General features: G+C 56.2%; 13 protein-coding genes and 1 pseudogene. 6 read left to right on the forward strand and 8 right to left on the reverse strand.

The annotated features are described in order from the left end of the window. Both AC1RQ9_RS14610 and AC1RQ9_RS14615 read right to left on the reverse strand, forming a co-directional pair. Window positions 1–3,306 (reverse strand): annotated as a pseudogene (locus AC1RQ9_RS14610) (lactate dehydrogenase); the annotation flags it as partial. 553 nt (window positions 3,307–3,859) lie between these two features. Then, on the reverse strand, window positions 3,860–4,939 hold the full coding sequence (locus AC1RQ9_RS14615; RefSeq protein WP_485987509.1) for a RepB family plasmid replication initiator protein: 1,080 nt from the start codon (window positions 4,937–4,939) through the stop codon (window positions 3,860–3,862). 1,163 nt (window positions 4,940–6,102) lie between these two features. Here AC1RQ9_RS14615 and AC1RQ9_RS14620 point away from each other — a divergent pair. The 3 genes from AC1RQ9_RS14620 to AC1RQ9_RS14630 all read left to right on the forward strand — a co-directional run bounded on the left by AC1RQ9_RS14620 (window position 6,103) and on the right by AC1RQ9_RS14630 (window position 9,416). Next, a protein-coding gene (locus AC1RQ9_RS14620) for an IS5 family transposase (protein ID WP_485987510.1) occupies window positions 6,103–6,854 on the forward strand; the annotation gives its coding sequence in 2 pieces (ribosomal slippage) (window positions 6,103–6,427 and window positions 6,427–6,854; 753 coding nt in all). Window positions 6,855–7,013: 159 nt separating this feature from the next. Then, window positions 7,014–8,216 (forward strand): AAA family ATPase, encoded by a 1,203-nt coding sequence (locus AC1RQ9_RS14625; protein WP_010512186.1) that lies wholly within the window; start codon window positions 7,014–7,016, stop codon window positions 8,214–8,216. Between the two features lie 165 nt (window positions 8,217–8,381). Next, complete coding sequence (locus AC1RQ9_RS14630) at window positions 8,382–9,416, forward strand: ParB/RepB/Spo0J family partition protein (protein WP_485987511.1); 1,035 nt, start codon at window positions 8,382–8,384, stop codon at window positions 9,414–9,416. Between the two features lie 439 nt (window positions 9,417–9,855). Here AC1RQ9_RS14630 and AC1RQ9_RS14635 read toward each other — a convergent pair whose 3' ends face one another. Further along, on the reverse strand, window positions 9,856–10,083 hold the full coding sequence (locus AC1RQ9_RS14635) for a hypothetical protein (protein ID WP_485987552.1): 228 nt from the start codon (window positions 10,081–10,083) through the stop codon (window positions 9,856–9,858). On the opposite strand from AC1RQ9_RS14635, the gene AC1RQ9_RS14640 reads away from it, so the two are divergent. Next, complete coding sequence (locus tag AC1RQ9_RS14640) at window positions 9,998–10,861, forward strand: alpha/beta fold hydrolase (RefSeq protein WP_485987550.1); 864 nt, start codon at window positions 9,998–10,000, stop codon at window positions 10,859–10,861. The two genes, AC1RQ9_RS14635 and AC1RQ9_RS14640, sit on opposite strands and share 86 nt — an antisense overlap. Before the next feature lie 159 nt (window positions 10,862–11,020). Here AC1RQ9_RS14640 and AC1RQ9_RS14645 read toward each other — a convergent pair whose 3' ends face one another. Next, complete coding sequence (locus tag AC1RQ9_RS14645) at window positions 11,021–11,626, reverse strand: TetR/AcrR family transcriptional regulator (RefSeq protein ID WP_485987513.1); 606 nt, start codon at window positions 11,624–11,626, stop codon at window positions 11,021–11,023. Between the two features lie 116 nt (window positions 11,627–11,742). Between AC1RQ9_RS14645 and AC1RQ9_RS14650 the strand changes: the two genes are divergently transcribed. Beyond that, the gene (locus AC1RQ9_RS14650) at window positions 11,743–12,312 is read left to right on the forward strand and encodes a hydrolase (protein WP_485987515.1); all 570 of its coding nucleotides are present in this window, start codon (window positions 11,743–11,745) and stop codon (window positions 12,310–12,312) included. 9 nt (window positions 12,313–12,321) lie between these two features. Continuing rightward, window positions 12,322–13,371 carry an AbrB family transcriptional regulator gene (locus AC1RQ9_RS14655; protein ID WP_485987516.1) on the forward strand — a complete coding sequence of 350 codons (1,050 nt, stop codon included), beginning with the start codon at window positions 12,322–12,324 and terminating at the stop codon, window positions 13,369–13,371. Window positions 13,372–13,786: 415 nt separating this feature from the next. On the opposite strand, the gene AC1RQ9_RS14660 is transcribed toward AC1RQ9_RS14655, so the two are convergent. From AC1RQ9_RS14660 to AC1RQ9_RS14675, 4 genes are all read right to left on the reverse strand, one after another. Further along, a complete protein-coding gene (locus tag AC1RQ9_RS14660; RefSeq protein ID WP_485987517.1) occupies window positions 13,787–14,614 on the reverse strand; it encodes a hypothetical protein in 828 nt (275 codons plus the stop codon). 2 nt (window positions 14,615–14,616) lie between these two features. Then, window positions 14,617–15,702: a ComEC/Rec2 family competence protein gene (locus AC1RQ9_RS14665; protein ID WP_485987518.1), complete on the reverse strand. Its 1,086-nt coding sequence runs from the start codon at window positions 15,700–15,702 to the stop codon at window positions 14,617–14,619. Window positions 15,703–16,018: 316 nt separating this feature from the next. Then, the gene (locus AC1RQ9_RS14670) at window positions 16,019–19,084 is read right to left on the reverse strand and encodes an efflux RND transporter permease subunit (protein ID WP_485987519.1); all 3,066 of its coding nucleotides are present in this window, start codon (window positions 19,082–19,084) and stop codon (window positions 16,019–16,021) included. Beyond that, a complete protein-coding gene (locus tag AC1RQ9_RS14675) occupies window positions 19,081–20,151 on the reverse strand; it encodes an efflux RND transporter periplasmic adaptor subunit (protein ID WP_485987520.1) in 1,071 nt (356 codons plus the stop codon). The genes AC1RQ9_RS14670 and AC1RQ9_RS14675 overlap by 4 nt, the downstream gene beginning before the upstream one ends. Window positions 20,152–20,218 lie beyond the last annotated feature (67 nt).

Here is a 20,218-nt window from a genome sequence, read left to right on the forward strand (position 1 = left end):
GCGGCTGACCGTCCACATTTCGGCGAGCGTATTGGTGATCGGGGAGCCGGACGCCATGATCAGCGGACGTTCCGGATTTTTTGCCGCCAGGTAGCGCGTCTTCACGAAGAGATCCCAGGCCCGCTGCGAGCCGTTCGGATCGACCCCCTTGAGGTCGGACTGGTTGGTTGCAAAACTCAGCTTCCGGAACTGCTGCGCTTCATCGACGAGGATCTGGTCGATGCCGATCTCTCCCAGATGCACGAGATCGTCCTTTCGAGCCGAAAGGCCTTCCAGCTTCGCCTGCATCTTCTCCTTCATGCTCTCGACCCGCTTGCGCGACAGGCGGTCGGCCGCGTCGACGCTTTCCAGCACTTCCTCGTAAGACGCGATCTGCGCCTCGATCATCTGGCGTTCGAAATCACCCTCCACCGGGATGAACCTGAATGCATCATGCGTGATGATGATCGCATCCCAGTTTCCGGTCGCGGCCCGCGCGAGGAACCGCTGGCGCTTTGCTTTCACGAAGTTCGTCTCGTCGGCGACGAGGATCCGTGCGGTCGGGTAGAGCATGAGGAATTCGCGAGCCATCTGGGCGAGGCAGTGACCGGGGACGGCGATCATCGCCTTGCTGACCAGGCCAAGCCGCTTCTGCTCCATGACAGCCGCAACCATCGAGAACGTCTTTCCGGAGCCGACCGCGTGCGCGATATACGTGCCGCCCGCGGCGATGATCCGCCAGATGACCCGTTTCTGGTGGGGGCGCAGGCTGATCGTGGTGCTTGCACCGGGCAGGCGCAGATGGGAGCCATCAAACGCGCGTGCAACCAGGTTGTTGTAAGTATCATTGTACAGCCGGACCAGCCGCTCGGCCCGATCGCCATCCTGCCAGACCCATGTCTCGAACGCACGCCTGATCGCTGCCAGTTTTTCCTTTGCGGCTTCCGTCTCCTGTGTGTTCAGTTCGCGGTGCTCATTGCCATCGCCATCACGCCAGACATCCCATATTTTTGGCGATGCCTGCGTCAGGGCATCTTCCAGCAGTTCGCCGGCATGTCGCCGTTCCGTCCCCCAGACTGACGTAGCCTCGGCCTTGCCCATGAACGCCCGTTTCTCCACGGTCCAGCAGGCGACAGCAGGCGCGTGATAGATGACCGTTTCGACCCCGAGCACCTCGGCGGTAAACGCGATGATGTCGCTGACCGGCAACCACGGAGCGCCAAGGCGCGCGGTGATCTCCGACGGACGCAGATCGGCTGGCTGGACAGCTTCCAGCGCCGTGACGTTCCGGGCGTAGCGCCCATCGATCCGGGCCGCATCGCGTGCCTCTTCCAGCTTGGTACGCACGGCGCCGGAGAGCATTTCATCAGCCGTGACCCAGATATCGCGACCATCCACGCTCCGTACCGGATCGAGATAGACCGCATCCCCCAGCGCGGCCGCGACCTCGGCTTCGGACTGTCCCATGAGTTCCGCGATCCGCGGCATTTCCACGCCGCCTGTTTCATGCAGGCAGACGGCCAGGGCGTCGTGGGCGGAATGGATCTCGGGTTCGACAGGCGCATGAATGACCCGTTCCGAGAAAATTGGTCCCATCCGGCCTTTCTGTGTCGCCTCGTCGTATTCCTCGATGGACGAGACCAGCCAGACGTCGGGATCATCGTAAAATGGCGTAAGGTTTGGCCGCCGCTGGGTTTCGTTTTCGACCCCGGTTTCCGGATCGATCCGGACCGTCACATTCATCAGGTTGATCGGGCCGAACTGTCGGACAAAGCTGAAATAGGCACGCTTCAGGTCACCCTGCAGGCGTCCATAGGGCAGGTTCTCCATCTGCGCCCGCAGCACCGCGCATGCCGCATCTCGGACGGGTATCAGCGCGGCAATGATCCGGGCATGCTTCTGGAAGAGGCCATCCTTCTGATCCCCTTTCCTGATGGCGACGGTGGCGGCCTGTCCGTCGCAGATCTGCTGCAGGACGCCTTTCGTGACGAAGTAGGAGCCCTCTTTCAGTTGGGCGCCATCGGCAGCCGTGCCGACCAGCACACCGGATCCCGCCGGCCGGACAATGCGCTGGTCCAGGGGTTCCGGAAAGCGCACGTCCTGCCCGATCCGGCTCAGGGCCCCGGGCAACATCACATCGAGCCTGCCGTCGGCACGCGCGTCGCATGTGTAATCGGGACCGAACTGGGTGGTGGTCCAGCCGTGACGGCCAAGCACCTGCTCCGGATGGTCGAGAAAGTAGCGATTGACGAGGAGTGGACCGTTACCCTGGTCGCTATCCGTAAGGGCGTCGGTTTCCAGCCAGGTCTCGTCATCGGCCATGTCGCCGATCATGCGCTTGCGTAACACCAGTACGTCCACCACCACGTCCGTGCCGGCGTCATCGCGCATTGCCCCGGCGGGGAGCCGGACCGCCCCCACGAGGTCAGCCATCTCGGCGATGGTCCGGCGCGCGGTGCTGTCCGTCTTGTCCAGCGTATGGCGGGACGTCACGAACATTGCGATGCCGCCCGGGCGGAGTGCTTCGATGGATCGGGCGATGAAAAAATCATGCAGGCTCAGGCCAAGCCGTCCCAGACCTTCCGGGCCACGCACGGTGCGATTGGAAAAGGGTGGATTACCGATCGCAAGGTCATACCCGTCTGCGAGCGTCACTGTCGTGAAATCCTCGCTGCGGATCCACTGGTTCGGATAGAGCCTGCGCGCAATCCTTGCTGTAATCGGATCATTCTCGATCCCGGTAAAGGCGATGCGTCCCTCGAGCCTTTCCGGTCGGGCCGCGATGAAAAGACCGGTCCCGCAGCCGGGTTCAAGCACGGAACCGCCTCTGAAGCCCATCTGCAGCACTTTGTTCCAGAGTGCGTGCACGATCAGTTCAGGGGTAAAATGCGCATATTGTGTCGCGCGCTTCAGTCCTGCCCTTTCAACGTCTGTTGTGGAGGCATGGATCGCCTCGCCAATCTCTTCCCAGCCTGGGCGGGGGCTATCGCTCCCGGATGGAAACAGGTTGTTCGCCAGTTCTCCAGCTCCAAAGCCGATGAAGCGTGACAGGACGATCTGTTCGGGGGACGAAGCGTTTCGGTCTGCTTCTTCGATCTCCTTGAGCAGCGCGATTGCCAGCGCGTTGTCACGGGCCCGCTGTTTCCAGGTGTCAGCGAGGCCTCGGTCGGCCACCATATGAAAGTCGATCTGGGGAAGGGCCATCGGGGCCGGTGTGACGGGCGAGACAGGGGAGGTGCCGTCTTCGCCTTCAAGTTCGCCCCAGAAAAGGTCGTTCTGGGTATCTGCGAGAGCAGTTGTGCCGAAGAGGTTGAGCTGGAACGACATGGCCGTGCTCCGTACAAACGCCGGCACCCGGCGCTGCTTCTGCGGGCCGGGATGTTTCCGGGTCAGGTTTTCGGGATGTCAGGAACGGGCGTGCTAACCAGGTTGTGTCGCCTGATTACTCTTTCCTTCAGCTCTCATTGCAACCGGGTCGGGCAGTGCGGGGCAAGGGTGCCGCGTAGCGGCAGCACCGGACCCGCGCGCAGGCGACGCAGACGCCGAGCACGGGGAGGAGCTACCCCTTGCGGCGTGCTGGCCGATCTGGTGCCACTCCCTAAATGACTTTGCGGACTAATCTCTTAATCTTATTCTTCCTCTGGAAGCAGACTTACCACCCGTTTAGCTTGAATCTTACGAAAAAGCGGGTAGTCACACATCCGATCGCTATGTTGCAGTCGTTTAAATTTTTACAGTCGACCGAGTGTTAAAATGGATTGTCGCTGGAAAATTGCAACGTTGCAATTTTTGAGAAACCTCTAAATCGACATAGAGACGACCTGCGTTGTCGCGCCCTATTTCGCATTTTTAGCGTCATAGAAGCGTTCTCGGCTCACGTTTACGGATTGCCTCGACGGTTGTGATAACTTTCGCAAAAGCCTTTCCATGCCGCTTTAAGCTTGGAACCATGCAGCTTGCCAAGTCGCTCACCAAGATGGTCTCGGAATGCATCGGCAATCAGGTCGATATCCCAGCCCCCGCCAGAGGAACGCGCTATTCTAGCGAATATCTCTTGGTCCGCTCCAAACTGGAGAGAACCTGCTGGAAACATTACCTGCCCATCGCTTTTCGCAGCTGCGGGTCGTACTACTTGATTGCGTTGTGTTTCTAATTGGCGTGTAGTTGTTTGATGATCTATGACCTTTGGGGTTTCCTTTGGTTGGAAAACAATCTCGAGTTCTCTTACTGCTCTTCCTTGTCTTATTTCGGTCCACTCGACCGTAAAATGCGCCAATTCGTCGATTTCATTCTTGCAAACGGTCAATACTTTTCGCCGCAACTGAGCAAAGTCTTTATAGACGTTAGGCGAGATCCCTAAGGCAGCACGAAATGCGATAACGTCACCTTTCCACACGGTTTGACGTCTCTTCACGCGCAAGGCCCCGATTTCGTAAAGTTTAAGCGCGTAAGCCGAACGAAAACCCAATACAGCGGTGCGGTTCATGACCGCATAGGTCTCAGACTCTTGGATTAGTCTTCGGGCATCAGGAGTAAATTCCCACTCGATCCAACCGACTTCTTTTCCAGGTTCCGTATCTTCAACCTCTTCCCTTGAAGAGGCAATCAGAGAAAATCGTCGCGTCGCTTTTTTACCTCGCCAGGAAATGTCGTCTTCGGCAAATAGAGTACCATGCAGTTCTTCAAGCATGTCACTTATGCGTTCGTTACCTTTGTGACCCCGCCTGATGTCTGCTTTGCGCATGCGGTGGACCACTGGCTTCCAAGCATCGCCACCGGCTACAAGAATCATCAACGCGAGCAGACGTGATGCAGTCAGGCTTAGCGATTGGCCTCTGACGAAACGTATCTCCACAAGGTGGCCAGGTTTGGCGAACTCGTCGGCACCCTTATGCTGTAGAGCGCGAGCAACACGCATGGCGCGCTTTGGAGCTTCATTACTTTCGGATGCGTATTGCATGGGCGGATTATCCAGCACCTAACGGGACGAACGATTCGTATCCTGACCTTAGAATGAGAATAAGGTCAGGTGAAGGGGGAATTGGGGATTTCAGCACCTTCTCGCGGCCGCGCATGGTGCTGAGAAGTAAGGTTTCTTATGAAGATTTTTATAAACACGACCGCAGCGTGCTGCGGGGGATTCTGATTCTATTGAAGTGATTCTGATTCAAGACAAAAAATACTAGGAAAACCAACGACTTTTAGAGCATTTCCTGACCTCGTGGGGGACCTAGCCTGACCTCGTGGGGGATAGTAACCTGACCTCGTGGGGGATCTAACCTGACCTCGTGGGGGACGGTCAGTTAAGGTAGCTAGTTTGGGGGAAGTGCCCACACGTTATTTTAAGAACTTTCATGTTGACGGTCGCAAACCGGTATCTATGGGACTTGCGCGTGTTTTTTAATGAAATCTATGAGTGCGATTCGCAGTTTAACGGGCTTTCGTCTCTTTTTTTGATCTCGTTCATAGCTGCCGTGGCTGCTATGACGATGTTCCACGCCAGATGATTGCCCAGTGTGGGTGGATTGCAACGTTGCAATTGTTTGAAGGTATATGGATTCCCTTGCGAAAAACGCGAGGTTACTAGCCTTTTTCCACAAGTAACTGACCTACCCAGTCGGCAGTAAGCGACGGTATGGGTAACCCAGCTCGCAGCACTATGCCGATGTCTCTGAGGCAACTGAACGTATTTGTCCCAAATTGCAATGTTGCAATCTCTAATATGTGGCAAAGAAAATTTCGAAAAAAAAAGCTCACTAAAGATTAAAGCGAAAGTGACTGGGTAACTGAAGGCCTGATGTGGTTGCTTATTTTGGCAGCGCCACCGAGATGCTCGACTGGAAGCTATTGCATTCGGCTAGGGGTGGAATTCAGTGTTCCGCTGTTCTCATTGATGCAGGGACAAATATCCCCCACGAGGTCAGGGTAAGCATTTGTACCTCCCCCCAAGAAGTCAGGATAGCGACGTGCGCCGATTGGGATCCCCCATAAGGTCAGGATACCTCGTACATCTTATCACATGCTCCCCCAAGAGGTCAGGACACTCATCTTTTCGGTTTTTATGTTCGCTACCTAAGGCTTGTGGGGATTCACATGAGGCCTGAGTTATGATCCAAGGTTCTGATGGAACGCTTTGTACTGACGGACGCCCAATGGGCGCTGATTGAACCCCAATGCCTTGGCAAATCGACGGATCCGGGTCGAAGCGGTCGGAATAACCGGCTTTTTATGGAAGCGGTGCTGTGGATTGTCCGAACGGGAAGCCCGTGGCGTGATCTGCCCGCCGTGTTCGGCAACTGGAGCACCGCTTTCCGTCGCTTCAGCGACTGGCGCAATGCCGATGTCTTCGAGCGGATTTTCGATGCCCTGTCCGGCGATCCGGACATGGAATACGCCATGGTCGGCGCGACGATCGTGAAAGTTCACCGCCACGGTCAGGGGGCAAAAAGGGGACTCAAAGGCAGGCCATTGGCCGCTCGAAAGGCGGCATGACGACGAAGATTCTCGCGCTGACGGATGCTCTGGGCAGTCTCGTGCGTTTCCGTCTGATGCCTGGGCAGCGCTTCGACAGTGTGGACGTGCTGCCGTTGATTGACGGTCTCGAATTCGATGCCTTCATCGCTGACAAAGCGTTCGACAGCAACACCATCATCGCTGAACTCGATGAAAGGGGCGCCACAGTCGTCATTTCCCAGCACCCAAGGCGCTCAAAACCGCTACCCCTTGACCGGGAAATGTATAAATGGCGGCACCTGATCGAGAACTTTTTCTGCAAGCTCAAGGAATTCAAACGCATCGCCATGCGTGCCGACAAAACGGACAAAAGCTTCAGCGCCATGATCTATCTCGCTGCAGCCATCATCCACTCACGATGAATCCCCACAGACCTTAATCCGGCATATGATCGTTGCGCTTTGCCGGCATTAAAAAAAGGGAATGGCTATCGAGTTAAGTCTCGACTTTCGAAAAGATAGACATTATCCATTGAAAATCGAAAGTTAGTGCGCGCCGGACGTTTATCGAAAGAAAGATTTATGACAGCTGATCTCGAGCAAGCCGGATATACGAGTCTCCAAATGGTTGAAGGGCTGGCGGATAAAGCCGCGGCAGTTCTGGAGAATTTGAGGGAAAGCGCTGTTGCCGCGCGAGCCGGCGAGCGACGAGAACCGACATTTCAGATTGGCCAGGCTGCAGAACTCGTAGGCCGGACGCCTGCAGCCATACGCGACGCAGAAAAGGATGGTCGTCTGCCCAAACCTGAACGGGGAGCCAATAACAGGCGTGTGGGATATACGCTTGAACAGGTCAACGACATGCGCGGGATCTTTGGCACGCGTCCGTGGCGTGATCCAGGCGACCCGCCGGCAATCATAGCTGTTCAAAACTTTAAAGGCGGTGTCGGGAAATCAACAGTTGCTGTTCACCTTGCGCAATATCTCGCGATCCAAGGCTATCGCGTGGCGCTGATCGATTGTGATAGCCAAGCGTCCGCAACAACGCTCTTTGGTTACGTGCCAGATTTAGACCTTACTGAGGATGAGACGCTTTACCCGTTTTTGCGGCACGATGAACGTTCGTCACTGAGCTACGCGCTCAAACCTACGCATTTCGATGGTCTATATCTGATACCGTCTAATCTGCGGCTGTTTCAATCTGAGTATGAAATCGCCGCGCGGATGGCTCAGGGCGAGCCTGGCCTTGTGGATCGGTTGTCGGTAGGGCTGGCGTCTATAGCGCCAAATTTTGACGTTATAATTATGGATCCTCCTCCTGCCTTGGGAGCAATCTCGCTTTCTGTGCTGAGGGCAGCAAATGCATTGGTCGTTCCGGTGCCCCCGACAATTATGGACTTTTCGTCAACGACAGCCTTCCTGTCGATGCTGGAGGAGACATTGCGGACGCTAGCGCAGTTTGACAGGGCTCCTTCTCTAGAGTTTCTCAAATTCGTGGCTTCTCGGGTAGAAGAGAACAAGTCGATTCACAAGGAACTTATCAAGCTGATGCAGGCTATTTTCGGCCATCATCTAGTTAGAGCCCCTCTGAAAAATTCTGCTGAAATCGACAATGCCACAGCTCGACTCATGACTGTGTACGAACAGCAAGGAGCGATCACAAGCAAGTCGGTTCGTGATCGCTGCCTTACCTATCTGAACGCAGTGTGTAAGGAGCTTGAAACGGATATTCGGGGAATGTGGCCTAGTCATCAGGAGCGGCTTCGCAAGGAAGGACTGGTGTAATTTTTTCTTGGAGATGGCGGTTCATTGAACTCTCGCAAATCGTCAATTTCTGAAAATTGCAACGTTGCAATTTTGGATTGGTAGCGGAGCGAGAAGCGAAGCACGCATTTTCAAAGCATCATTCGAACTTTTTGCAGGTCGAATAATGTGAAAAAGGAGGGATAAATGTCGGGGAAAAATAGGGCTTTTGCGGACGGGTTAACAGCTGCAATTTCAGGCGTAACCGGTAGACAAGGCCAGTCTCGTCCAAATCGGTCAATCATTAATGATCGTACTAACCGATTGGCAGAAGTTGCTAGCGGTAAAGTTGTTACTCGTACTCACGAGTTTATTGACCCTGCACGATGCAAAATGTGGGAGGGTCATAATCGTGATTACGCCGCGTTGTCTTATGAAAACTGTCGCGAACTTATCGAAAGCATTCGTGCGCAGGGACGCCAAGAGGTTCCGGCCATCGTTCGGCGATTGACCAACAACCCAGATTTTGATTTCGAAGTGATCTGTGGCGCACGCCGGCATTGGTCTGTTTCGTGGCTTAACGCCAATAATTATCGTGACATTAAGTTCCTTGTTGAGCCTCGTGAAATGGAGGACGAGGAAGCCTTCCGTATTGCGGACCTGGAAAATAGGGCGCGTGAGGACCTTACCGATTACGAGCGCGCAAAGGATTACTTGTTGGGTCTGGATCGGTACTATCATGGTCGCCAAAAAACGATGGCAGATCGGTTAAACGTCTCTGAAGCATGGTTAAGCCGGTACCTCGACCTTGCTAGATTGCCTGAAGCAGTCACTCGGGCATTTGTTAGCCCGCATGATATTCGGCTTAAGCATGTGATGCAGATAAAGCCCCTTATTAAAGACAGTGCATCACGCGAAGTGGTCTACGAGGCTGCTGAACGTATTGCTGCGTTGCGAAGCAAAGATCAGAACTACCTTGTGGAACCTGCTGCAGTGGCTCGCGAACTCGAGAATGCGGTAGCAACGGAACTGGGACATCTACGTCGCGGCAACCCGCGCTCGCCTAAACGTGGCGCCGTCGCTATCACTCGCGATACGGATGGCAAAGAGATTGTAAAAATAGATGCGAAGTCGCCTAAGCGTTTGCAGGTCACTTTCATGCTGGCGGAGCTACGTTCTCGCGAAGAGATGGAGGAGGCAGTTAAACTGCTGACGGATCGCTACTGGCCCGTTCAAGAATGAACTTTTGCTTAGGATGCGTAACCTGCAGCAGTCAGCGTATCAGATTTGTTTCTGCGTGAATTACCGGTACTGGGTCTGAGTGGTAATGTTGGGTCACCATTGCACGAGTGTATGTGCCTTGTGTCCGAAATACGTGCTGGGGCGCGTTTGAGAGGACTAAGCGATTTCAGAACAAGCAGGCTGGGCATGTAGCTCGTGGAGGCACTGCGTGTCGATAGGACGGTCTTGCTTGTGTAACTGATGACTGTAAACGTGATGTCATCGCCATACCAACGGTTCTGCAATCATTGCTGGTTAGAGTATTTTTTTCTGACCGTCCTTTTTGTTTTTGGTAGGCCGACTACTCATTGGACTGATTAGTAATTAATGGGCACAGTGGCCCATGACGATATCAGCCGCGTTCTCGAGGCATAGCCAAAGATGCCTGCGGCTTCGAAAGTCATTGCGTCGTCTGCGGATTGGTCATCAACAGGTTTTCATCAGGGGAAATACTGGTTTCCTGATATTCTGCTTTTTTGCTGTGTGTCCACTGGACGAATGCAGGTGAAAGCATGATCGCAATCAGGAAATTCCCCGATTTATTGCCGGGCTTTAGCTGGCGGGATATCGAGGTGAATGGCGTGCGGATCCGCACGGCTACCGGCGGAAACGGACCGCCGCTGCTCATGCTGCATGGTCATCCGCAGATGCATCTGACCTGGCACAAGGTTGCGCCCGCACTGGCGAAACGTTTTACCATCGTGGCCCCAGATCTGCGGGGTTATGGTGATAGCGCCAAGCCTGAAGCTGGGGCGGATCACGCCAACTATTCCAAGCGGGCCATGGCGGCTGATCAGGTTGGCGTCATGCACCAGCTTGGATTTGAACGGTTCATGGTTGTCGGGCATGACCGGGGCGGACGGGTGGCGCACCGCATGGCGCTGGATGCACCGCAGTCGGTGGAAAAACTGGTGCTGATCGATATCGCACCGACAGCAACGATGTATGCCCGGACCAATATGGAATTCGCCCGACGCTATTTCTGGTGGTTTTTTCTGATCCAGCCCGCCCCCTTGCCCGAAAGGCTGATCAGTGGGGATCCAGACTTTTTTCTCGAAAGCCACATTGCAGGACAGATCAAGATACCAGGATCGGTTGATCCGCGTGTCATGGCCGAATATCGTCGATGCTACGCCGACCCGGCAATGCGTCATGCAGCATGCGAAGACTACCGCGCTGCAGCAGGCATCGACCTCGTCCATGATGCGACTGATGCAGACAGGCGGATTGAGGTCCCATTACTGGCTCTGTGGGGCGCACGCGGCACCGTGGGCGCGCTATATGATGTTGTCGAGACATGGCGCGAAAAAGCCGTGGACGTGCGGGGATACGCGATCGACTGTGGTCATAGTCCGCAGGAAGAAGCACCGGCAGAACTGTTGTATCAGCTTGATGTGTTTCTCTGACCTTCGCGAAACAGTTGGAGAGTCAAAGCTCGATTTTCACCGCATTACAGTCAGTTATGCTTTGAAAAGCAGACCCGTTTAATTCAGATGACGCGACCGCTGGAGATATCGATCGGCTGCGTGCGGATTCAGAGGTTACGGAGCGACCCCTGACTCGGATCAGCGGGAGGCGACCGCATGTTCCAGATAGAGCCGCAGCACCGTAACGGCTTCCTTGTCCTGTGCCGGGCGGGGGACCGAATGATCCTGTGGCAGGGCAAAGATCGCCTTGACCAGATGCAGCAGCATCACGGCCCGTTCGTCATGTAGACCCGGAGAACCACCCAGCCGTGACAATAACTGGCTCATGCGCCCGATCAGCGCCTTGCGGAGCGTTCCTGTCCCATCTGGCAGGGTAATCCCGCTGTCGAGCAGGGAAAGGACGACTGAGCGTTCCGTCCGCAGACGCTGGATGATGTCCAGCAGTCCTTCTGCTGCATCACGTGGCGACAGCGGCGGATCGCGGTCGACCAATTCATCCAGGGCATGCAGGAGTCGCGCGCCATAGCGTTCGAGCACTGCGGCTGCGAGCACGTCCTTGGTCGGGAAAAAACGGTAGAGCGAACCGATTGCCGTGCTGGCGCAGGCAGCGATCTCGGTCATCGTCGCCGCCTCGTAAGATTTCTCGCCAAAGACCGTTGTTGCGGCCGTAAGGATCGCTTCAACGCGGTCGCGTCCGCGCTGCCGCTTGGGCGCGAGTGGTGATGAACGGGGCGGGCTTGACATAATGCGAGGGTACCCTCAACTTTCTTTTATGCGAGACAGTCCTCGCATAACCGATTTTCCAATGCCGGTCGATGTTTGACCCGACCATGTATCCAGATCCCGGAAGGCGCCGATCCGTGAACAGATTTGACCCGCGAACCACCGCCCTTGTCCTCATTGACCTGCAGAATGGCATACTTGCCCTGCCAACCGCCCCGCGGCCATCGTCGCAGGTGCTGGAGAGCGGTAAATCGCTTGCTGCCCGCTTCCGGGATGAAGGTGCTACGGTCGTACTGGTTCGGGTCGCGTTTGCACCTGACTTTGCCGACGCGCCGCCCGGTCTGGCCGACCAGCCCTTAAGCCCGCCGGAAGGCGGCCTGCCAGCGGACTGGGCGCACCTGGCCGATGGGCTGGCAGCACCCGGCGATATCGTCATCACCAAACATCAGTGGGGGGCATTTACCGGCACGGAACTTGACCTGCAATTCCGCAGGCGGGGCATCCGGACGGTCGTGCTGGGCGGTATTGCTACGAATTTCGGGGTTGAATCCACTGCACGGCACGGCTGGGAACTTGGCTACCATATTGTCATCGCCGAGGATCTCTGCACCAGCCTGTCAGCAGACCTTCATGATGTTTCCGTCCGCTCGATCCTCCCGCGGATTGCACGCGTGCTGCCTTCCGATACAATCGTGTTTGGCGGTTAAGCGGTGAGGGTGGGGCCGTCCGCATGGCTGCTGGCCGGGCGATGGGGCTTACTGGCGCTGCTTTCGCTGGTTTCCGGTATGCTTCTGGCCGCTTTACGCCTGCCAGCCGCGCCGCTGCTGGGACCACTGGGGGCGGCGGTCGTACTGGCCACACGGGGCGGCGCGGTCCGTATTCCCCGCTGGGCCTTTCTCGGTGCGCAGGGCGTGGTCGGGGTCATGATCGCCAGCTATCTTTCAGCCTCGATCTTTCACGAAATGGCAGCCAGCTGGCCGGTCTTTGTCGCCGGTACGTTTTCTACCCTGTCTGCGGCAGCCCTTCTCGGCTGGCTGCTGACACGTTCGCGCCTGCTACCCGGCAATACCGCGATCTGGGGCTCATCACCCGGTGCGGCCACGGTCATGACCCTGATGGCGGAATCATACGGGGCGGATATGCGGCTCGTCGCCTTCATGCAATATCTGCGCGTGGCGTGCTGCGCCGTCATTGCGGCTGTTATTGCGCGCGTGGCCGGAACGCCGTCCGCCCCGCTGGTCGTGGCGCAGACCCTTTCATGGCATGGAGTTTTACTGGCGCTGGTGATCGCACTGGCAGGGAGCGCTCTGGGCACCCGTCTGCGCGTGCCGGCCGGGGGACTGCTTGTTCCCATGGGGATCGGGATGGCTGCAAGGCTTGGCGCCCATCTGCCGATCGAACAGCCGCATCTTCTGCTGGTCGCGGCCTATGCCCTGGTCGGGTGGGGCATCGGCATGCGGTTTACGCCAGATGTGCTGGCTTATGCCGGACGTGTCTTTCCACGTGTGCTGGGTTCCATCCTCGCGCTGATTGCGGTGTGTGGCGGCTTTGCATTGGTGCTGGCCCGGCTGGCGCATGTGGATCTGCTGACGGCTTATCTTGCAACCAGCCCTGGTGGGGCTGATTCCGTCTCCATTATCGCCTCGACCACAAAAGTGGACATGCCTTTCGTCATTGCCATGCAGGTCGCCCGGTTTTTCTGTGTTCTGCTCACAGGACCAGCTCTGGCGCGTTTTCTATCTCGTAGGTCGTCGGCAAAGGGGTAACAGGTCGTATCGCGAGAGACACATGGGAAACAGGTGGCAGGGAATGAGGGAGTTGCCGAAGACCAGTGTGACAGATCCTTCCATCGCAAACTCGCTGGTGCTGAAACTCGACGACTGTTTCCGGTGGATGACGGGAGCAGCCATTTGTTCACCAAAGTATCCGTCTAAGCCGTCTGTCTGTTTACGGAACGTCCAGCAGACAGACGGTTTTCGCCTCATTTTGGTCATACGAGGCGCTAAATTGTTTTCCGTAAAGCGGACATGATTGGTACAAAGTTCGCTTGCCGGGTTAGGCTGTGTAACGGTCCATCCCGCATATAGGCGTGCTATAGAAAACCCGCATTGCGCATATTGACCTCGCATCGGAAGGGACGCGGCAGCATGTCTGCTGGCAGATAGATCTGATCCTTGTCCACTAAACAGCCTTTTTCCTTTTCTTATTCGTCGCGTTGGTTGTCATATCGCACACGGCGAGTAAAGCGTAGGCATACTGGAACCCTGCCTCCCGAACCCAGTGCTTGGTCACGACAAAAAACCACGCAAGCATGGCAAACAGATTGACCGCAAATGTAGCTAGGATAGCGGGGCCAAGATCAGATGCTACTTTTGCTAACGCCGCAAAGTCACAATTTCTTATCGAATCCACGAAATTAGGGGCTTTGTTAAAAATTGTGAGCATCGTGATGACCAACGTCAGGAAGCAAAGGGCAAGTGCGAAAGGCTTGAGACCCAGCAAATTACGACGAAACCCATATTGCGCATTCTCGCGCTCCACCATCGCAAACTCTTTGCCTCGCGTTCTTTCTTTCAACCATCGTACTGCTGAATCATACACCGCATCGGCGCCTGCGAGATTCGCTTGCTCTTCCTGAACCGTGGGGAAGGATAGATTTTCGGGTACTACGCCTGCCAGATATGTGTGGTAACGCAGCCGAGTGTGCTGATCGAGTTCGCTGTCATGCCGCAAAAGTAGTGTTGTCGGCCATCCGCCCCACCTCTTCAGTAGTTTTGGCTCAAGCCGCTTGCCCTTGGTGCGAGCATATGAGCCAAGCGCGTACAGAAGGCCGCATGACGTCGCTAATGTAAGAAGGGTCGCACCGCCACTGGAAAGCAGAAGCCACGGGAACCAGGCCAGTATGGTGAGAAGGGGAGGAAAGATCGCTAGAAGAGCAGGAAACAGTCTGGCCTGCCGACCATAGCTATCGAATAGCTGTGCAATACCATTCTGGGTTGGTATCGCCACCGTCAAGCCTCCTCATAAGAATCTGGATATGCGGTAGGTACCGATCGCGTGTAATCGGGCCGTGATGGCGCGGCGCCGCCCGACATACGGATATTTTGGCCCTCGGTCATGTAAAGATTTGCACCACGATGGATAAGCGCGCGTTGCACGACTTTACGGGGGTGGTCTTCATCTGCCTTCGCTGAGCTGATGTAGGCCTGAAAATGCCCTGTCTCCTGCTGCTCCTGGAGAATTGGGCCTACAATAGCGTTTAGTAAATCCGTGTTAACATTGTGTCGCCCACCATGGTGTGGAACTTGGAATCTGTCGATCCCCGGAAGGGTCAAACCGACATATGGTGCATAGTCGATGACCTCCTGTAGACCGTTTCGTCCCGTATCAGCAGTTAACAGGATTTTCTTGCCATTCAGCATAGCGTACTGGACTACACTCATCTCATTTTCGTTGCTCGTATCTCCTGGCGGAAAGGCTTCCGCTCCCCATGATGCTCGGAGCAACGCGACTGCTGTCTTCGCCTTCTCCATGATGGTACCCAAAATACTGTCGACTCTGGATTCGATCCCCAAGCTTTCCGGCGTTTTGTTCGACGTTAAAATGAGATCGAGGTACCGCTCCCGCGAGGGGGCCATGACGTGGAATGCACCGATCTGCGCCCCTTGGAACGGTTCATGGATTGGAATGCCCTTGTCAATCGCTATATCTTCAAGAGCTGCAAGGTTAGCGTACGCACGCCGCAGGGCGCCTCGTAGGTGTGGTACACTCTCATAAGTACTAAAATGCTCAATGAGTTCTTCCGCATACTCCCACGGGCGGAGCATCCATAGTTCACCGACCTCAAAATGTTCGAGAATTGCGATTAGACCATGTGCGTGATCCCCATCGTTATGCGTCGCGACCACACGATTGATGAATGTCGGATTATCGTAATACTTGTTGATGAGGTCTCGAAGACACTCCCCACTGGTAGTATACCCCCCATCAACAACGTGGATGGTCGTCTCTCCTGCCAATTCATAGCGAATTGCTATTGCATCGCCACTCTTTTTTGTTTCGACACCTAATAAATCTATTTCAAAGAAATCAGCCATTAGATATTCTTCTCTCCGATAAAAAATTACTGCGATATCACTATACAAGTTGCGACTAGATATAGATGGAAAGCGTCATAAGCTTTTGCAAGACGATGTAGAGGCTTTTTCCACGAGCGATTAGCCAACGCCGGGAACTCATTTCCTCATCATGTAAAACTGATGACTTCAGGTCAAAATCTGGACACCTTTACCATAAAAACGTTCACTATTGAAATTTTGTGCCTAATAGCAGACCTTCCGTTTCTCCCCACTTGCCTGCCTCTCTGGCGGACGCAGTGGCTCGCTATAAGTTGAGGAGTTTGCTTATAGCGCATTAGACCGTTTTGCTACGGTGCGGCCTGATGACCGTGTAGACCGAGGGCAGCACGAACAGCGTCATGCTCGTGCCGACGATCATGCCGACGACAATCACCGTTCCCAGTCCGAAGCGGCTGTTTGCGCCTGCCCCAGTAGCGATGACCAGGGGCGCAAGCCCCACGACCATTGCTGCTGTGGTCATGATGATCGGTCGGAAACGGATGGCGGCCGCCGTCTCGATTGCTGTCCTGCGGTCTACATTGTCACGATGAAGGATCTCGTTTGCGAACTCGACCATCAGGATGCCATGCTTGCTCACCAGCCCGATTAACGTAATGAGTCCGATTTCAGTATAGATGTTTAAGGTCGTCACACCGAGGGCGAGCGGAATAAGGGCGCCAAACACGGATAACGGCACACTGACAAGGATGATCACAGGATCAGTGAAGCTGTTGTACTGAACCGACAGCACAAGATAGATGGCGATCAGTGCGAAAAGGAATGCAAAAATCAGAGCGTTTCCTTCCTGTACATACTGTCGTGAATCAGACTGCCAGTCATAGCTGTAGCCGGGCGGGAACTCCGCTGCCTTTACCTTCAGGAAGCTCACTGCGTCACCCATCGTAACACCTTTGGCGAGAATGGCCTGAAACGTGGCGGAATTCTGCTGGCCGAACTGGGGTAGACGGTTGGGTTCGACATCGACCCGCACGCTGGCCAGGGCCGACAGCGGTACCTGATGGCCGTTCTGGTCGCGCATATAATAGGTCTTCAGCGCGTCCGGCGTCAGGCGGGACAGGGGAACGGCCTGCGGGATCACGTCATAGGACCGGCCATAATAGCCAAAGCGATTGACGTAGTTTTCCCCGATCAGCGTGTTCAGTGCGTTGCCGATCCGCTCCATACGGATCCCGAGCGCATTGGCTTTCGTCCGATCGACTGTGACCCGAACAACCGGATTATCGAAGGCGAGGTCGCTATCGACCACGGCAAACAGACCGCTTTTAGAGGCTTCTTCCCGCAGGTGTGACATGACGCTGAAGACGTTGCGATAGGTATCATCACTGCGAACGACCATCTGAACAGGCAGGCCACCGGTTGAACCTGGCAGCGCCCCCATCTGAAACACGAAAACGCTGGTCCCCTGGATGGAAGCAACACGCTGTTGCAGGTCCGTCTGGATCTGATCGGCGTTACGCCTGCGCTTGCCCCAGTCATCGAGATTGACACCGCCGACGCTGTTGGCGATCCCGTCAATTCCGTTCATCTGCCAATGGCTATGGCCTTCCGGGATTTCAGACATCTTCTCGTAAAGTGTCTGGGCGTACGTCTCGACATAATGAAGATTGGCATATTGCGGAGCCTTGACCGCCGTATAGACAATGTCCTGGTCCTCATTGGGTGCCAGTTCGCTCTGGGACACGTGCAGCATCACCGGAATAAGAAGGAAGATCACCGCCGCCGTGCCGAGCGGAACCCAGCGATGCCGCAGCGAAAAATCGAGCACGGTTTCATAGCGCGCGGTCATGAAACCGAAGGCATGCTCGGCCATTCGTTCCATGAATCCTTCCTTTTCTTTCGTTTTGAGCAATTTTGCACTCATGAGCGGCGACAGGGTGAGTGCGACGACACCGGAGACGATGACGGACCCGGCCAGCGTGAGCGCGAATTCCCGGAACAGCGTGCCCGTCAGTCCGCCCATGAAAGCGATCGGGGCGTAAACCGCTGTAAGTGTGAGGGTCATCGCGACAACAGGGCCTGCCACCTCACGCGCCCCAAGTAACGCGGCGTCGAAGGGGGATTTGCCCTCTTCGATATGGCGATGGACGTTCTCGATCACGACGATGGCGTCATCGACCACGAGCCCGATCGACAGCACCATCGCCAGCAAGGTGAGCAAATTCAGGCTGAACCCGAAGGTGTACATCAGGCCGACGGCACCGAGCATCGAGAGGGGTATAGTGGCGATAGGCACGATCACCGCCCGCACGGTGCCGAGGGAGAGGTAGATCACCAGGATCACGATGAGCAGCGCCTCGATGAAGGTCTCGGTCACTTCATCGATCGACGCCTGGATGAAATGCGCGGTCTCGTAAGGAACGCGGACATCAATTCCCGGCGGGAGCGTCGCCTTGAGTTTCGGCATGATCTCGTTGAGACGCGAGATGATCGTCAGCGGGTTGCCCGTCGGCGACGGCTCCAGACCCACGAAGATCGAAGGTCGGGGTGTCGGCTTGCCGTTCGGCGGCCGAAGCGTGCTGGTCTGCGAGCTGGTATCGGTATTGTCCGGTCCGAGTTCGGCGCGTCCGATGTCCCGCACCCGGATAACCCGGCCACCGGTCGAGCGCAGTACCATGTCACGGAATTCCTCGACCGTTTTCAGATCCGTGTTGAGGTTGATATTGCTGATCGTATAAACGCCCCGGATCCGGCCGGGTGCTGCCTGGAAATTGTTTTCCCGGATGGCCTGCGCGACATCCTCACCTGTCATGTCGTTGGCGGCCAGTTTTTCGGGATCGAGCCAGAGGCGCATCGAAAGGCGCTGCTCTCCGAAATAACTGATCTCGGATACACCCTCTATGCCCGAGAGCATCGGTGCTGCGACCCGGTGGATATAATCCGAGATTTCGTAAAGAGGCCGCGTCGTGCTGGCAAAACCAATATAGGCGACGGCGGTGAAGCCGCCCGAGGTGCGTTTGATGACCGGATCATACGCGCCTTCCGGCAGCCGGTATTTGACGGCGTTCACCTTGGACATCACGTCGGTCAGGGCGCGCATGGAATCATAATTCAGCATCATGCGCACCGTCACCACGCTGAGGCCCTGCGTGGTGGTGGAGGAAAGGTAATCAATGCCCTCGACGGACGCGACGGCCTCGCTGATCGGCTGGGTCACGAAGCCCTGCATGAGGTCGGATGACGCGCCCGGATAGCGGGTCGAGATCAGAATCGTGGAGGTTTCGAGGGTTGGATATTGACGTGTAGCGATGGAATTGAGGCCCTTGATCCCGAAGAGAACAATCAGGATCGTCACGACAATCGCGAGGACAGGCCGCCGAAGAAAGCGATCAGTGAAACTCATTGTGCCAGTCCTTCCAGGCCAGCCATAGGAAGAACCTCAGGAGTTTCGCGCACCGTTATGCCGTCCACGAGACGGTTCTGACCGCTGCTGACGACGCGATCGCCCGGCTTCAACCCGTCGTCAATGGCGACCCAGCCCATGCGTCGATCGCTTTCGCGTATTGCTGTCGGGTGGACAGCGAGGCCTTTGTCAGACGGGCGCTCTACAAAGACGGTTTCGCCATAGGCCGAGTACGTAACTGCCGTTTCCGGCACAACCATGCGTGGTGCGACGGTCGCTGTGAGACTCACATGCGCATAAGTTCCCGGATGGAGATCGGGCGGGGGATCATTGAGGAGGGCTTGGACCGACAGCGTTCGTGACCCGTCGATTTTCGGGTCGATGGCGGTAACAACTGCGTCGAAGTGATGGTCTGGATCGGTGTCGAGTGTGGTGTGGACGATCTGGCCAAGATGCACGCTGGCGGCATTTTCTTCGGCCAGAATGAAGTTGACCCGCATCCGGGCGTAGGACGTCAGCGTGGCGATGGCATCACCCGGATTCAGATACTGGCCGAGATTGACGCGTCTGATCCCGACGGCACCATCGAAGGGTGCGCGGATATGCTTCTGGTCGATCACCGCCTGCACTCTGGCGACATTGCCTTTCGCGGCTTCGAAGCGCGCCGTGGCTGTCTCCAGATCCTCGTGGCTCTCCACGCCGGTCCGGATGAGAGAACGGGCACGGGCCAGATCGGCCTCGGCCGCGCGCAATTCGCCGCTCTGGCGGATCAGCTCGCCCTGTTCCGGTGCGTCATTGATGACCAGGAGCAGCTGGCCTTTCCGGACGATCGCCCCGGAATCGAAATCCAGTTCAGTGATCCGGCCGGCGATTTCAGGGGAGAGCGTTACCCCCTGGAACGGCTCGACCTGACCGATCGTCTCGATATGGGCGGCGAAGGGGACGGGTCTGACCGGCCAGACGGATACCGCCGTTGCCGGAGCGTCGGCAGCCCTGCCGGCGGCGGGCAGAGACATCAGCACCGCGAGAGCGGTGACATGGCGCCAGGGGACGGAGAAGCGTCGCACAGATATCTCCTGAAGTTATTGGTATACGCGGATATACGTACCTAAAAGGCTGGAAAGTCCGGACATT

It is taken from the genome of Komagataeibacter ossonobensis, from assembly GCF_057359305.1.